At 69.2% G+C, this 14,206-nt stretch carries 12 protein-coding genes; 7 read left to right on the forward strand and 5 right to left on the reverse strand.

Features of this window, described 5'->3' with window-relative positions; genetic code table 11:
* Positions 1 to 150: 150 nt before the first annotated feature.
* Positions 151 to 912 (reverse strand): GntR family transcriptional regulator, encoded by a 762-nt coding sequence (locus tag ACT54L_RS20575; protein ID WP_476087506.1) that lies wholly within the window; start codon positions 910 to 912, stop codon positions 151 to 153.
* 76 nt (positions 913 to 988) lie between these two features.
* On the reverse strand, positions 989 to 2,446 hold the full coding sequence (locus tag ACT54L_RS20580) for an aminotransferase-like domain-containing protein (protein WP_476087507.1): 1,458 nt from the start codon (positions 2,444 to 2,446) through the stop codon (positions 989 to 991).
* A gap of 217 nt (positions 2,447 to 2,663) precedes the next feature.
* Between ACT54L_RS20580 and ACT54L_RS20585 the strand changes: the two genes are divergently transcribed.
* On the forward strand, positions 2,664 to 3,947 hold the full coding sequence (locus tag ACT54L_RS20585) for a hydroxymethylglutaryl-CoA reductase, degradative (RefSeq protein ID WP_476087508.1): 1,284 nt from the start codon (positions 2,664 to 2,666) through the stop codon (positions 3,945 to 3,947).
* Positions 3,948 to 3,989: 42 nt separating this feature from the next.
* A complete protein-coding gene (locus ACT54L_RS20590) occupies positions 3,990 to 5,216 on the forward strand; it encodes an ABC transporter substrate-binding protein (protein ID WP_476087509.1) in 1,227 nt (408 codons plus the stop codon).
* A 173-nt stretch (positions 5,217 to 5,389) separates the two neighbouring features.
* Here ACT54L_RS20590 and ACT54L_RS20595 read toward each other — a convergent pair whose 3' ends face one another.
* Positions 5,390 to 6,940, reverse strand: coding sequence for an MFS transporter (locus ACT54L_RS20595; protein WP_476087510.1), 1,551 nt, complete (start codon positions 6,938 to 6,940; stop codon positions 5,390 to 5,392).
* A 213-nt stretch (positions 6,941 to 7,153) separates the two neighbouring features.
* Between ACT54L_RS20595 and ACT54L_RS20600 the strand changes: the two genes are divergently transcribed.
* Positions 7,154 to 8,173, forward strand: a complete 1,020-nt coding sequence (locus ACT54L_RS20600; RefSeq protein ID WP_476087511.1) for a LacI family DNA-binding transcriptional regulator — start codon at positions 7,154 to 7,156, stop codon at positions 8,171 to 8,173.
* Between the two features lie 7 nt (positions 8,174 to 8,180).
* Here ACT54L_RS20600 and ACT54L_RS20605 read toward each other — a convergent pair whose 3' ends face one another.
* Positions 8,181 to 9,095 carry a LysR family transcriptional regulator gene (locus ACT54L_RS20605; RefSeq protein ID WP_476087512.1) on the reverse strand — a complete coding sequence of 305 codons (915 nt, stop codon included), beginning with the start codon at positions 9,093 to 9,095 and terminating at the stop codon, positions 8,181 to 8,183.
* 153 nt (positions 9,096 to 9,248) lie between these two features.
* On the opposite strand from ACT54L_RS20605, the gene ACT54L_RS20610 reads away from it, so the two are divergent.
* From ACT54L_RS20610 to ACT54L_RS20620, 3 genes are all read left to right on the forward strand, one after another.
* Positions 9,249 to 10,451 carry a cytochrome P450 gene (locus tag ACT54L_RS20610; protein ID WP_476087513.1) on the forward strand — a complete coding sequence of 401 codons (1,203 nt, stop codon included), beginning with the start codon at positions 9,249 to 9,251 and terminating at the stop codon, positions 10,449 to 10,451.
* Positions 10,448 to 11,722: an NAD(P)/FAD-dependent oxidoreductase gene (locus ACT54L_RS20615; RefSeq protein WP_476087514.1), complete on the forward strand. Its 1,275-nt coding sequence runs from the start codon at positions 10,448 to 10,450 to the stop codon at positions 11,720 to 11,722. Before ACT54L_RS20610 ends, ACT54L_RS20615 begins: the two co-directional genes overlap by 4 nt.
* A gap of 75 nt (positions 11,723 to 11,797) precedes the next feature.
* Positions 11,798 to 12,121, forward strand: a complete 324-nt coding sequence (locus tag ACT54L_RS20620) for a 2Fe-2S iron-sulfur cluster-binding protein (RefSeq protein ID WP_476087515.1) — start codon at positions 11,798 to 11,800, stop codon at positions 12,119 to 12,121.
* 11 nt (positions 12,122 to 12,132) lie between these two features.
* Here ACT54L_RS20620 and hpaR read toward each other — a convergent pair whose 3' ends face one another.
* Positions 12,133 to 12,732, reverse strand: coding sequence for a homoprotocatechuate degradation operon regulator HpaR (gene hpaR, locus ACT54L_RS20625; protein ID WP_476087516.1), 600 nt, complete (start codon positions 12,730 to 12,732; stop codon positions 12,133 to 12,135).
* 290 nt (positions 12,733 to 13,022) lie between these two features.
* Here hpaR and ACT54L_RS20630 point away from each other — a divergent pair, with 290 nt between their 5' ends.
* Complete coding sequence (locus ACT54L_RS20630; protein WP_476087517.1) at positions 13,023 to 14,180, forward strand: ABC transporter substrate-binding protein; 1,158 nt, start codon at positions 13,023 to 13,025, stop codon at positions 14,178 to 14,180.
* Positions 14,181 to 14,206: the final 26 nt, after the last annotated feature.

Raw genomic sequence — 14,206 nt, forward strand, 5'->3', positions numbered from 1 at the left:
CGGCACGGGCCCAGACCCAAAGGAACGCGCGAATTTCATCTTGCCAGCCACGGCTTAGGCGCGCGGCCACGCGCAGCGCCGCGGCCGCGCGGCAGGCAGCCGGACGCGGGAAGGCGCCTGGAGGCGCCTGTTATTTGTGCAGATGGGCACTCAATCGGCGGAAAACGCGTCCTCGCCGTCGCTCGCGTCCGCCGTCTCCTCCTGCACCACGGCCGCCAGCACCGCGCACACCGTCTCGCCCGTGCGCATCAGGTGGCGTCGCCACACGCGACCGGCGGTGAGGCCGTCGCGGGCATGGAGGGCCGACATGAGCGCCTCGTGCTCGCCCACGGATTCCACCCAGCGGTCGGGATCGATGATGGCCATGTAGCGCCCGCGCCGGGCGCGCAGCATCAGGCTCGCATGGGTGGAAATGAGGATGGGATTGGCGGACAGGCGCACCACCGTGTCATGGATGGCGCTGTTGAGGGCGAAATATGGGTCTTTTTCCTGCCGCTGGTAATGGTCGAGCATGCGCGCATGCAGGTCATCGAGTTCGGCGAGATCGGCGGGCGTCATGCGTGTCACCGCCAGCTCCGCCGCAAGGCTCTCCAGCCCGGCAATGACCTCGAACAGGTTCGAGGCCTCGGCCGGCGTGAAGGACATGATCCGCGCGCCCTTGTTCTGGGAAATCTCCACCAGCCCCTCGGCCTCGAGCAGCTTCAGCGCCTCCCGCAGCGGCGTGCGCGACACCGCCATGGCCTCGCACAGGCTGCGCTCCACGATGCGCCCGCCGGGGGGCAGCTCGCCGCGAATGATGCGGTCCCGCAGCCGGTCGGCCACCTGGCGCGCGAAGGGGATGCGCCGGGAGAGCCGGGGGTCTGTCTCGGTGCGGCGGGGTGCGCCCGCCTCAGTGCTCTGCCCTCTGGACAATGGTCCGTCACCGCCTGTCGTCACAGCGCCATCCATAGCGCGTTCGGCGCTTCGGGGACCAGCCCTCCGCCCGCCCTCACCGCGCGGCCGCCCCCGGCAAATGCTCGGCCATGAAGCGCTCGAAGCGGGGATCGTCCGCATAGGCCACATTGATGCGCATGGCCGGCCGGTGGGCGCCGCCCTGATGCGCACCCCCGTGATGCGCGCCTCCTTGGGGATGAAACACCGCGCCCGGCGCCAGAAGAATGCCGCGCTTGGCCGCCGCGCGGGACAGGGCCGCGTCGTCGAGCCGGTCCGGCAGTTCGCACCACAGATAGAAGCCCCCGCCCGGCGGGCCGAACATGGGCAGGCCGAGCCGGCCCAAGGTCGCCTGGGCGGCGGCGGTGGCGGCATCCACCCGCCAACGCAGGCGCTTCAGATGGCGGCGATACTGGCCGGACGTGATGAGGTCGTGGACGATGCGCTCCACATAGCCGGAACTGTTCACCGAGGTGACCATCTTGAGCGCGCCGAGCCGCTCGATGAGCCGGGGCGCGGCCACCACATAGCCGCAGCGCAGGCTGGCCGAGAGGGTTTTCGCCAGCGTGCCCACATAGATCACCCGCTCCAGCTGATCGAGCGCGGCGAGGCGCGGGCGGGCGGCGGGCAGGATGTCGGCGAAAGGATCGCTCTCCACGATCACCACATCATGGCGCGCCGCCACCTGGAGCACCCGGAAGGCGATGGCGGGGGTGAGCGAGCAGCCGGTGGGGTTGTGGGCCAGCGACTGGGTGAAGAAGAGCTTCGCCCCGCTCTCCAGGATGGCCCGCTCCAGCGCCTCCACGTCCGGGCCTTCGGGGGTGCGGGGCACGCCGATCATGCGCGCCTTGGCGAGGCGCAGCTTGCCGAAGAGCGGATAATAGCCGGGGCTGTCCACCAGCACCGCGTCGCCCGGCTCCACCAGGGTGCGGATGATGAGGTCGAGGGCGTGGTTGGCGCCCTGCGTCATCAAGACCTGCGCCGGATCGCCCGCGATCGCCCGCTCGGTGAGCAGCGCAGCGATGGCCTCGCGCAGCAAAGGAAATCCGAACGGGCTGCCATAGCTTGCCGGAAAGGGACGGCTGCCGGGACGGTTGATGGGTTTGAGATACCGCCCGACCTCCGAGCCCTCCATCCAGGAGGGCGGCGGGCGGCCATCGCCCACGCGCACATCATAGTGCTGCTCCAGCTGCTCGCGCAGCAGCCAGACGCTGTCCACCGCCTCCACCACGGCGGGGCGGGTGGGCACGGCGGGGGCAGGACGAGGGGTGCCCAGCACATAGAAGCCGGAGCCGGGGCGGGCCTCGATGCGGCCTGATGCGGCAAGCCTTTCATAGGCCTCAACAAGCGTGTTGCGCGACACGCCGAAGGCTGAGAAGGCGGAGCGGATGGAGGGCAGGCGCTCCCCCGGCCGCATCTGCCCCCGGTCGATGCGCTCGGTGAGCGCCCGCACGATGGCCCCGACCCGCGAGGGCGCCTCTGCAGTCTGTGCGTCTGTCTCGGCAACCGTACCCATGATCTGAAGGGTACGGCGCCGGCGTTTCCGACGCAAAGTGTTCCTTGCCGTACCGGCGGGGTCAGCGGAAAGTCGCGGCAACGGGTCGCCCTGGAGCGGCCGGACAAGGATCAGGGATGGAACGCTCGCGACGCGCCGCCTCCGGCGCGCACCGTGTTGTCGCGCGCCCGCATGTCCGCCGCCCCGCGCCCGCACGGATCATAAGGAAGGCCCCAGAATGACGTCCGCCACCGGCTCCAACCGCTCCTCCCGCATCGCCGGTTTCCACAAGAAGTCCCCCCGCGAGCGGCTCGACCTGGTGGCCGCCTTCGCCGGCCTGTCCGACACCCAGGTGGCGCACCTGGAGAATATGGGCAATCTGGACCCGGTGCTGGCCGACAAGCTGATCGAGAATGTCATCGGCACCATGAACGTGCCGGTGGGCGTCGCCACCAACATGAAGGTGGACGGGGAGGACGTGCTCATCCCCATGGCCACCGAGGAATCCTCCGTGGTGGCCGCCGTGTGCAATGCCGCCCGGCAGAATTACGAGACCGGCTTTGCCACCTCCGTCTCCGGCAACCTCATGATCGCCCAGGTCCAGGCGGTGGATGTGAAGGACCCCTATGCGGCGCGCCTGCGCATCCTGGAGAAGCGCGAGGAGATCAAGGCCGCGTGCGATGCCTGCGACCCCGTCCTGGTCAATCTGGGCGGCGGCTTCCGCGACCTGGAGGTGCGCCTGCTCGACACCCCCACGGGCACCATGGTGGTGACGCATCTCATCGTGGACACCCGCGACGCCATGGGCGCCAATGCGGTGAACACCATGGCCGAGAAGCTCGCTCCCGCCATTGCGAGCTGGGCGCGCGGCAAGGTCTATCTGCGCATCCTCTCCAACCTCGCCGACCGGCGCCTCGCCCGCGCCCATGCGGTGTGGCGCACCGCCGACATTGGCGGGGAAGAGGTGCGCGACGGGATCATCAGCGCCTACCAGTTCGCCGCCGCCGATCCCTATCGCGCCGCCACCCACAATAAGGGCATCATGAACGGCATTTCCGCCGTGGTGCTGGCCACCGGCAACGACACCCGCGCGGTGGAAGCCGGCGCCCATGCCTATGCCGCCCGCTCCGGCCGCTACACCTCTCTGACCACCTATGAGGTGAATGCGGACGGCGACCTCTCCGCCGCCATCGAGCTGCCGCTGGCGGTGGGCCTCATCGGCGGGGCCACCAAGGTGCATCCCACCGCCCGCGCCAGCCTTGCCATTCTCGGCGTGACCACCGCCGAGCGGCTCGCCCGCATCATCGCGGCGGTGGGCCTCGCGCAGAATTTCTCGGCGCTCAAAGCGCTGGCCACCACCGGCATCCAGAAGGGCCACATGGCGCTCCACGCCCAGAACATCGCCATGATGGCGGGGGCCGTGGGCGAGGAGATCGACACCGTCGCCCGCATCCTGGTGGAGCGCGCGAGCGTGCGCATGGACGTGGCCGAGAAAGTGCTCAAGGACGTGCGCGGCGCCTGAGCCGCGCGAGACTGTCAACAAGAACACACAAGGGAGAAGACCATGCTCAGGAAGACCACGCTCGCGCTCGCCGCGGGCGCCGCCCTCCTCGCCGCTGCCGCCGCGCCGGCGGGAGCGGAGATCCCCAACAACAAGATCCGCCTCGGCGTGCTCACCGATCTGTCGGGCTTTGCCTCCGATTCCACGGGCATGGGCTCGGTGGTGGCGGCGCGCCTGGCGGCCGAGGATTTCAAGAAGGAAAAGCCGGGCCTCGACGTGGAGGTGATCTCGCAGGATCACCAGAACAAGCCGGACATCGGCTCGGCCACCGCCCGCAAATGGGTCACGGAAGGCCAGGTGGATGCCATCCTCGACGTGCCCTTCTCCTCCGTCGCGCTGGCGGTGCAGGAAGCGGTGCGTGGCTCGAAGGTGGCCTTCATCGCCTCAGGCCCCGGCACCGCGCTGCTGACTGGCGAGAAGTGCTCGCCCAATACGGTCCACTGGACCTATGACACCTGGGCGCTGGCCCATGGCACCGCTTTGGCGCTGCTGAAGCAGAAGAAGGACACCTGGTTCTTCATCACCGCCGACTATGCCTTCGGCCATGCGCTGGAGGCCGACGCCATGGCGGTGGTGAAGGCGGAGGGCGGCAAGGTGCTGGGGCAGGTGCGCCACCCCACAAATACCTCGGACTTCTCCTCCTTCCTGGTGCAGGCACAGGCGAGCGGCGCCAAGGTGGTGGCGCTGGCCAATGCGGTGGGCGACACCATCAATTCGGTGAAGCAGGCTTCCGAGTTCGGCCTCACCTCCGGTGGGCAGAGCCTCGCCGCCCTTCTGATGCAGCTCACCGACGTGCATTCGGTGGGCCTTGCCACCGCCAAGGGCCTGTTCCTCACGGAAGGCTTCTACTGGAACATGAATGACGGCACGCGCGCCTTCGCCGACCGCTTCGCGGCGCAGATGAATGGCCGCCGCCCCACCGCCAATCAGGCCGGCGTCTATTCCGGCGCGCTCCACTATCTGCGCGCCGCCGCTGCCGCCAATTCTACCGATGGCCAGGTGGTGGTGGCCAAGATGAAGGAAATGCCCTCCGATGACCCGCTGTTCGGCAAGGGCGAGGTGCGCGCCGATGGCCGGCACATCCACAACATGTACCTGTTCCAGGTGAAGACCCCCGCCGAATCCAAGGGCCCGTGGGACTATTACAACCTGATCGAAACCATCCCCGCCAAGGAAGCCTTCCGTCCGCTGGCCGAGGGCAACTGCCCCATGGTTGCCGAAAAGAAGTAAGGCGCGGCGCCCGAAGCCAGGGCGCGGGGCCCCCGCCGCGACGGCCCGTCATCAGGAAAGCCCGCGGCTGCCATGGCTGCGGGCTTTGATGTGTGTCGGCAATGGCTGTCGCCCCATCCCGCGAGGCAGAAGCGACGGCGTTCTCGCCCCCGCCTTCAGGGCGGACGCCGCCGTCAGGCGGCCACGACAGAGGCGGAGGGGTGGGGGGCGAGGTCCAGCAGGCGTTGTTCCAGCAGGCCGTCCGCCACCGTCTGCCGCGCGGCGGCGCGCTCCAGGGCCGCGCCGTCGGGATAGCGGATGCGCTCCTCCAGGGCGGAGGGGTTGTCCCAGACCGACCAGGCCCGCGCGCCTGACCGCAGGCGCACCGGCCGCAGGGCATCCAGCGCTGCGCGGACGGCGGCGCGGTCCACACCCGCCGGCAGGGCATAGACAAGGCGCACCTCCACCGGCCCCTTGTCGTCGGTGGAAGATGGCAGGAGGCGCGAGCGCTCCAGCACCACCGGCACCTTGGCGGTGATGCGCAGGCGGTAGGCGGCCAGCGTCGCAACGAACATGCAGGCGGCGGCTACCCCATAGGCCGGCCCGACGCCCAGCCGGTCGGCCCATAGCCCCGCCATCAAGCTGCCGACCGCGATGGAGCCGAACACCGCGATGAGATAGACGGCACTCCCGCGCGCCCGGATCCACGGCGCCAGACGCAATTGCGCGGCCAGATGGATGGACGAGAAGGAGATGAGCCAGCAAAAGCCCAGAATGCCGTAAAGCGCCGTCAGGCCGAGGAAGGCCGGCACCAGGGGCACCAGCGCCAGGGCCACCGCCGCCGCAAGTCCGGCCCCCAGCATCAGGGCGTCCAGGTCGAAGCGCGCGCGCAGACGCTTCAGCACCACGGCCGCCAGCACCGCGCCAAGCCCCGCCGCGCCCACCAGGAAGCCCAGCAGCAGGCCGGTGCCGGCGAACCATTCATGCACCACCACGGGAGCCAGGGCCCAGAAGGTGCTTGCAAACAGGAAGAAGGCGACACCGCGGAGCGCCACGCGCTGCAAGGAACCATCATGGAGCGCATAGGCCACGCCCGCGCGCACCGCGGAGCCCAGGCTCTCCTTCAGCGTCACGGGATGGCGTGGCGCGAGAAGAACGAACGTGCCGCCCACCGCCGCGAACAGCACGGCGTTGAAAAGGAAGGCCGCCGGCGCTCCGGCCACGGCCAGGATAACGCCTGACAGGAGCGGCCCGATGGACCGCGCCACATTGATGCCCAGGCTGTTCAGCGCCAGCGCGCCGGGCAAGCGCGGCAGGTCCACCAGTTCGGGCGTGATCGCCTGCCAGGTGGGCGCGAACGCAGCATTGGCGCAGCCATTCAGGAAGGACGCCGCCAGCAACAAAGCGGGTGGCGCGGCATCCAGGCCCACCGCCAGCGCCACCAGAACGGAAGCGCCGGACAGCAGGAACGCGGTCGCCTGCAACACACGCCGCCGCTCCACCAGATCCGCCAGGGCCCCGGCGGGCAGCGCACACAGAAAGAAGGGCAGCGAGGAGGCTGTCTGCGCCAGCGCCACAAGGCTCCGGCTGGCACCGCCCGTGGCCAGGAGCCAGCCCGCCGCCACATCGTGCACCAGCAATCCGCTCTGGAGCGCCACCATGGCCACCCACAATGGCAGGAACAGGCGGCGATAGCGCTGGGCACCCGCGTCCAGGGCAGCGGGACCGGAGGAATGGGCAGCCATGGGCGCGATGCTCCGCAGCACGATCCGCACTGGCGCCGCTGCGTGAGGTCGCCGGCTGCACCCATGCAAGAGGGGATTTTTCTCAGCCTAGTGCCTCTGGACGGTCAATGCAATCGATTGCACAATGGGCGGAGGTTGGAAACGGGGCAGCGGCCCAGGGTCCGCGCCCCTTGGAGGGAGAATGAGGGACGCCGGGTGCAGGGGGGACAGGGGATGAGGCGTCCCACATTGAGCGAGGTGGCCGCCGCTGCCCAGGTGCACCCCTCCACCGCCTCCCGCGCGCTCAACCCGGCCCTCGCCGGCCGCCTCTCGGCGGAGGTGGTGGACCGGGTCCGCCAGGTGGCTGAGACGCTGGGCTACAGCCGCAACGCCATCGCCGCCAGCCTGCGCACGCAGGCGAGCCGCATGGTGGGGGTGATCGTGCCCGATCTCACCAACACCATGTTTCCCCCCATGTTCCGGGGCATCGAGGACCGCCTCGCCAAGGACGGCTATCAGGCCATGCTGGCCAATTCCGATGTCAGGGGTGCCAAGGAACAGGCCATCATCGACACCTATCTCGACCGGCGGGTGGACGGCATCATCCTCGCCTCCGCCCATCTGGAGGATGCGGCGCGACTGACGGCCCTTGCACGCAAGGTGCCGCTGGTGCTCATGAATCGGGAGAGCGGGGCGCCCATCACGGCCGTCATCAGCGATGACGGCGCGGGCGTGCGGCAGATGTTCGAGCACCTTCTCGGCCTCGGCCATCGCCGCATCGCCCATATCGGCGGGCCGCAGGGCACCTCCACAGGGCGGGCACGCCGGGCCGCTTTTCAGGCGCTTGCCCATGCGGCGGGCCTTGCCCCGGAGGCCCGCCTCGACATCACCGCCGGCGCTTTCACGGAGGCCGAAGGCTATCGCTGCGCGCGCCTCATGCTGGAGACCGGGGAACGCCCGAGCGCCGTCCTCGCCGCCAATGACTGGCTGGCGATCGGGGCGATCCGCGCGCTTGAAGATCTGAGCCTGACCTGTCCGCAGGACGTCTCCGTCACCGGCTTCAACGACATGCCGTTCGTGGACCGCATGCGCCCGCCTCTGACCACGGTCCGCATCCCCCATTACCGCATGGGCTATGAGGCAGCGGACCATTTGCTGGCCGCCATCCATGCGCCCGACGGCCCGCCGGTGCGGGTGGTGCTGCCCCCGACCCCCGTCCTGCGAGAATCGACGGCCGCGCCCGTGGCTCGGTAAGGCCGCCTCACACAGCGGCTGCCGCGAAGGCCTCCAGGCAATGGCGGCGGAAGGCCTCGGCGCGCAGCGTCGGGCGCACCGCATGGGAGGTGGCCACCGCCACATGAACCCGCCGGCCATAGCCCTCCACCGGCAAGGTCACAAGGGGGGCGCCGTCATAGCTGACCGCCGCCGCCGGCCTTTGCAGCATCAGCGCATAGCCCAGCCCCCGCGCCGCAAGTCCCCGCACCAGTTCAAAGGAGGTCGAGCGATAGGCGATGCGGGGCACGAGGCCGAGCTGGGCGAACACATCCTGCGTGTTCGCCCCCGACTGGGGCACGTCGAAGACGATGAGCGGCTCGTCTATGAGGTCCCGCAGGTCCACGCTCTCCCGATCCGCGAGGCGGTGGGCGGCGGAGAGCACCACATGGGGCGCCACCGCATAGAGCCGGTCGAGCCGGAATTCCTCGCCCAGCCCGAAATCATAGACGATGGCCACCTCACACCGACCGGTGCGCAAGAGGGCGGTGATGTCGTGGATGGAGCCCTCGGTCAGGTCCAGCTGGATGCCCGGATGGAGATCGCCGAAGGCGCTGAACAGGCGGGGAATGAGGAAGGGCGCGAGCGTGGTGTAGCACCCCACCCCCAGCCGGCCGGCGAGGCGCGCCTCCCCCGCCATCACCTGGCCGGGCAGTTGCTCGGCCACCTCCAGCAGGGCGCGGGCCTCGCGCAGCAGGTCCGTGCCCGCCGGTGTCAGGCTGATGCCCCGCGCCCGCCGGCGGATGAGGAGGCACGTGCCCAGCACCGCCTCCAATTCCTCCACCGCCGCGCTCAGCGCCGCGTGGGAAATGTTGAGCCGCGTGCAGGCCGCGCGGATCGAGCCCGCCTCCGCCACGGCGACGAAATAGGCCAGCTGGCGGAGCGAGAAGCGGGGGATCTGCATGGGCTCTTCCCTGGGGCCTTGCGGGGCTTGTCCGGAAAAACCGGGATTTGATAAACAAATTATCCATTTTGCAAAACAAGGCAAAGTCCGGCACCCTGCCACCATGGAGCCCCGAAGGGCCGGAGCCGCGCAACGCGGCGGGAGGAGACGCCAATGGACGACCGGACCGTGTCCGCGGGCGCGCATGTGCGCCTCGATCAATTGTGGGACGATCCCTATCCCATCTATGCGCGCCTGCGCGCAGAGCCGCCCTGCTTCGTGCCCGCCGCCAATCGCTATCTGGTGACGCGCTATGCGGACATCGTGGCGCTGGAGCGCAATCCGGAGGTGTTCTCCGCCTCCGAGCAGAATTCGCTGATGATCCGCGTCATGGGCCACACCATGCTGCGCAAGGACGGCGCCACCCACAAGCGCGAGCGGGTGGCCTGCGAGCCGGCGCTGAAGCCGGCCCTCATCAAGACTCACTGGATGCCCGCCTTCCATGCCATTGTGGACGATCTCATCTCCGCTTTGCCTGAGAGCGGGGAAGCGGACCTGTTCGACCGCTTCGCCGCCCCCTGTGCCGCACGCGCGCTCGGCCTGCTGCTGGGCTTGACCGACACCCCGCAGGAGGATTTGCGGGAATGGTCGCAGGCCATGATGGACGGCACCGGCAATTATGGCGACGACCCCGCCATCTGGCGGCGGGCGGAAGCGGCGGCGGCGGGTGTCGACGAGGCGGTGGACGCGGCCATCCGCCGCTTGACCGCGACGCCCGATTCCTCCCTCATCTCCTGCATGCTGCACGCGGCCGACCCGCTGAACCGGGACGAGATCGGGGCCAATGTGAAGGTCATCATCGGCGGCGGCCTCAATGAGCCGCGCGACGCCATCGGCACGGCCGCCTATGCCCTGCTCGCCCATCCCGACCAGCGGGCGCAGGTGGAAGCGGACCCGGCCCTCTGGAAAGCCGTGTTCGAGGAAACCGTGCGCTGGATCTCGCCCATCGGCATGTATCCGCGCCAGACCACCTGCGAGACGGAACTGGGCGGCGCGCTCATCCCCAAGGGCGCGCGCATCGGCGTGGTGCTGGCCTCCGGCAACCGGGACGAGAGCGTGTTCGAGCGGGCGGACGCCTTCGACATCAACCGGCCCAAGAAACCCCACATCGCCTTTGGCGGCGGTCCGCACTTCTGCCTCGGCGCCTGGGCGGCGCGGGCTTTGGTGGGGGAAGTGGCCCTGCCGAAGCTGTTCGCGTCCCTCAAGGGCCTGCGCCTCAGCGCCACCGAGCCGACGCGCTTCGGGGGCTGGGTGTTTCGCGGACCGCTCAACCTGCCCTGCGCCTGGGACGCCAAATCTGGAACCGCCAGGGCATGACGGACGGTGCGCCTCCCCTCCCCGCCTCGGTGGTGATTGTCGGCGCCGGGCATGGCGGCTTCAACCTGGCACTCGCCTTGCGCCAGGCCCGCTATGCCGGTGCCATCACCCTCATCGGCGACGAGCCCGATCTGCCCTATCAGCGTCCGCCGCTCTCCAAGGCGGCGCTGGCGGCTGGGGCGCAGACGTCCGCGCTCTGGCACCGGCCGCCGGATTATTACGAGAAAGAAGGCATCACCTTGCGCATGGGCGCGCGGGTGGAAGCCATCGACCGCGCGCACCGGCAGCTGAAGCTTCAAGGCGGCGAACGCCTGCCCTATGACGCCCTCGTGCTCGCCACCGGCGCGCGCAACCGCCGCCTGACCGTGCCGGGCGCGGAGAAGACCGGCGTCCTCTATCTGCGCACAGCGGATGAAGCCTTGAAACTCCAGGCCCTGATGCCGGCCGCGCAGCGCCTCGTGGTGGTTGGCGCGGGCTTCATCGGCCTGGAAGTCGCCGCCGTCGCGCGCGCCCGAGGGCTGGAGGTGACGGTCCTGGAACGGGAGGACCGGGTGCTCTCCCGCGCCTTGTCGCCGGCCATGTCGGCTCTCGTTGAAGAGGTGCAGCGCGGCCTCGGGACTGAGCTTCGGTTCGGCGCCGGCGTGCGGGAGATCGTGGGCGACGAACAGGTGAGCGGCGTGGTGCTCCAGGATGGCACGCTTCTGCCGGCGGACCTCGTCCTCATCGGCATCGGCGTCGAGCCCAATGCCGAATTGGCGCAGGCGGCAGGCCTTGCGGTGGAAGGCGGCATCCTGGTGGATGACCGGCTCGGCACATCGGACCCCGCCATCTCTGCCATCGGCGATTGCGCCGTGCATCCCAACCCCTTCGCCAGCCGGCCCATCCGGGTGGAATCGGTGCAGAACGCCACCGATCAGGCACGCCTCGTGGCCAAGCGCATCATGGGCGAGACCGTGGCCCCCTATGACGCCGTGCCGTGGTTCTGGAGCGACCAGGGCCCGCTGAAATTGCAGATCGCCGGCCTCACCCAGGGCCATGACACGGCCATCGTGCAGCGGGGCGAGGCGCCCGGCACCGGCTCGGTGCTGTGCTTCCGCGACGGGCGCTTCCTGGGCGTCGAGAGCGCCAACCGCCCCGCCGACCATATGGCGGCCCGGCAGATGCTGGCGCGCGGCATTCCCCTTTCCCCGCAGGACGTGGGCGAAGGCTTCGACCTGAAGGCCTATGCCAAAGAGGCTCTGTCCAAGGCTGCCGTGGCGCCGGCCGCCTGATCTTCCCTCCCAAAAGGCGCGTGACGCGCCGGACTCTTCCCTCTCAACAGGCGCGCGACGCGTCGGACGGTTCTTATGCCCCAGATCATCTTCATCGAAGCCGACGGCGCCGAACATGCGGTCGCCGCCCCCACTGGCCAGTCGCTCATGCAGGTCGCCACTGCTGCCGGCGTACCGGGCATTATCGGCGAATGCGGTGGCTCGTGCTCCTGCGCCACCTGCCATGTCTATCTGGACCCGGCGGACCTCGCCCTCGTGCCGCCCATGGAGCCCGGGGAAAGCGACATGCTGGACTTCGCCGCCAGCCCCCGTGAGGCCGGCAGCCGCCTGGGCTGTCAGGTGACCGTGACCCTGGACATGGACGGTCTGCGCGTGCGGGTGCCGGAAACGCAGGTCTGAGGCGCCATCGTCTATTCCTCTTCCGCCTCTTCGGCCGCGCGCGCCTTGGGCGGACGGCCGCGGCGGCGGGGGGCGGGCAGGTTCACACTTTCGGCAATGTTCAAGGCATCGCCGATGGCCGGCCCGTCCAGGCACTCCTCCAGCTCCCGCAGCAACGACTGGAGCAAGGCGAGGCGCTCGGCCCCGAAGCGGCCGGTGATGTCGCGATAGATGATTTCCGAATACATGCCCGCCTGCTCGATCAAGGCGAGGCCCTTGGGCGAGATGGAGACGAGGCCGCGCCGCATGTCGGTGTCGGAGCTGCGGCGAATGATGAGGTCCCGCTCATCCAGATCCTTCAGGATGCGCGAGAGGCTGGGCGGCAGCAGGAACGTGACCTCCGCCAGGGCCGTAATCTCCAGGCTTTCCACCGTCGTGAGCGCGCGCAGGATGCGCCATTGCTGCTCGGTGATGCCGAAATGGCGCAGGCTGGACCGGAAGTGCCGCATCACCCCTTCCCGCGCCCGCAAGAGCGACATGGGCAGCGACTTGGAAAAGTCACGCAGGCGCACCCGCGTCGCCGGCACGGCCCCTTCCGGGTCCAACTGTTCGGGGCGGGCGCGGCTGGTCATGGCGGCTCCGTGAAACCGGGGGTAGACGGCCTTAGAAGGCCCGTGAAAGCGGCGCACGCCGGGCAAAGCGGCGGGCGCCAAGATGAGAACAAGGCCGGGCTGCGGGCGGCCGGCATCCGGTATTAAACATATTATGCGCCGGCAACAATTGCTTGTGCGCGCGGTTGTGCCATGGTGCCCCACAACGCCATTGCGTCGAGATAATTAACTTGTTAATGGTCTTCCTGCACCTCGAAAAATGAGGGCCCGGTCGCGAGAAGCCAGCGCGCCACGATATGGGAGGACGACACGTGAAAGCCATCGCACGGATTGCCAGTTGCGCCCTGTTCCTTGCCGCTGCCTCGCAGGCACAGGCGGATGTGGTGGTGGGCGCGGTGCTCTCGCTCACCGGGCCGGCCGCTTCGCTCGGCATCCCCGAGAAGAACACGGTGGACCTGATGCCGAAGCAGATCGGCGGGGAGACCGTGCGCTACGTCGTGCTCGACGATGCCAGCGACCCGAGCGCGGCCGTGCGCGCCGCCCGCAAGCTGGTGGACGAGCACAATGTGGACGTCATCATCGGCCCGTCCATCACCCCCACGTCGCTGGCCATCCTGGAAGTGCTGGGCGGCTCCAAGACGCCGGGCATCAGCCTTGCCGGCTCCTCCGTCATCGCCAGCCCCGTGGAGGGCAACAAGCGCTGGTCCTTCAAGCTTGCCCCCGAAGAGACCATGCAGGGCGAGCGGGTGTTCCAGCACATCGCCAAGACCGGCATCAAGTCGGTGGCCTTCATCGGCTTCAATGACAGCTTCGGCGACAGCTTCATCGGCGCCTACAAGAAGGTGGCCGCCGCCCACAATGTGCCGGTGCTGGGCGACGAGCGCTACAGCAAGACCGACACCTCGGTGACGGCGCAAGCCTTGAAGATCCTGGCCGCCAATCCCGGCGCGGTCATCATCGGCGCGGCGGGCACGCCGGGCGTGACCCCCATCCTGGAGCTGCGCAAGCTCGGCTATAAGGGCGTCATCTATATCAACCAGGGCATGGCCAATGCGGACGTGTTGCGGGTGGGCGGCGCGACGCTGGACGGCGTCTTCCTCGCCACCCCGCCGGTGCTGGTGGCCGAGCAGCTGCCCGACGACAATCCCATCAAGAAGGTGGCCGTGGATTATCTCGCCACCTACGAGAAGGCCTATGGCGCCAACAGCCGTTCGCTCTTCGGCGCCACCGCCTGGGATGCCTATCTCGTCGCCCGCTATGGCATCGAAGCGGCCCTGAAGGCCGGCGGCAAGCCCGGTAACGAGGCCTTCCGCGCCGCCGTGCGGGATGCCATGGAGACGGCCAAGGACGTGGTGGGCGCGGAGGCGGTGTTCAACCTGACCCCCACCAACCACAATGGCACCGACATCCGCTCGGAAGTGATCGTGAAGATCGCCGGCGGCAAGTGGGTCTACGTGCCCCTCGACTGATCCCAAGAGATCCAGGCCGGCGGCAA

Source organism: Aquabacter sp. DMC10, assembly GCF_056314145.1.

What these genes read in the sequence shown, in the direction of transcription:
- ACT54L_RS20595 (WP_476087510.1), bottom strand. Translation starts at nt 6,940, where the DNA reads ATGGCTGCCCATTCCTCCGGTCCCGCTGCCCTGGACGCGGGTGCCCAG.
- ACT54L_RS20610 (WP_476087513.1), top strand. Translation starts at nt 9,249, where the DNA reads ATGGACGACCGGACCGTGTCCGCGGGCGCGCATGTGCGCCTCGATCAA.
- ACT54L_RS20615 (WP_476087514.1), top strand. Translation starts at nt 10,448, where the DNA reads ATGACGGACGGTGCGCCTCCCCTCCCCGCCTCGGTGGTGATTGTCGGC.
- ACT54L_RS20585 (WP_476087508.1), top strand. Translation starts at nt 2,664, where the DNA reads ATGACGTCCGCCACCGGCTCCAACCGCTCCTCCCGCATCGCCGGTTTC.
- ACT54L_RS20600 (WP_476087511.1), top strand. Translation starts at nt 7,154, where the DNA reads ATGAGGCGTCCCACATTGAGCGAGGTGGCCGCCGCTGCCCAGGTGCAC.
- ACT54L_RS20590 (WP_476087509.1), top strand. Translation starts at nt 3,990, where the DNA reads ATGCTCAGGAAGACCACGCTCGCGCTCGCCGCGGGCGCCGCCCTCCTC.
- hpaR (WP_476087516.1), bottom strand. Translation starts at nt 12,732, where the DNA reads ATGACCAGCCGCGCCCGCCCCGAACAGTTGGACCCGGAAGGGGCCGTG.
- ACT54L_RS20620 (WP_476087515.1), top strand. Translation starts at nt 11,798, where the DNA reads ATGCCCCAGATCATCTTCATCGAAGCCGACGGCGCCGAACATGCGGTC.
- ACT54L_RS20580 (WP_476087507.1), bottom strand. Translation starts at nt 2,446, where the DNA reads ATGGGTACGGTTGCCGAGACAGACGCACAGACTGCAGAGGCGCCCTCG.
- ACT54L_RS20605 (WP_476087512.1), bottom strand. Translation starts at nt 9,095, where the DNA reads ATGCAGATCCCCCGCTTCTCGCTCCGCCAGCTGGCCTATTTCGTCGCC.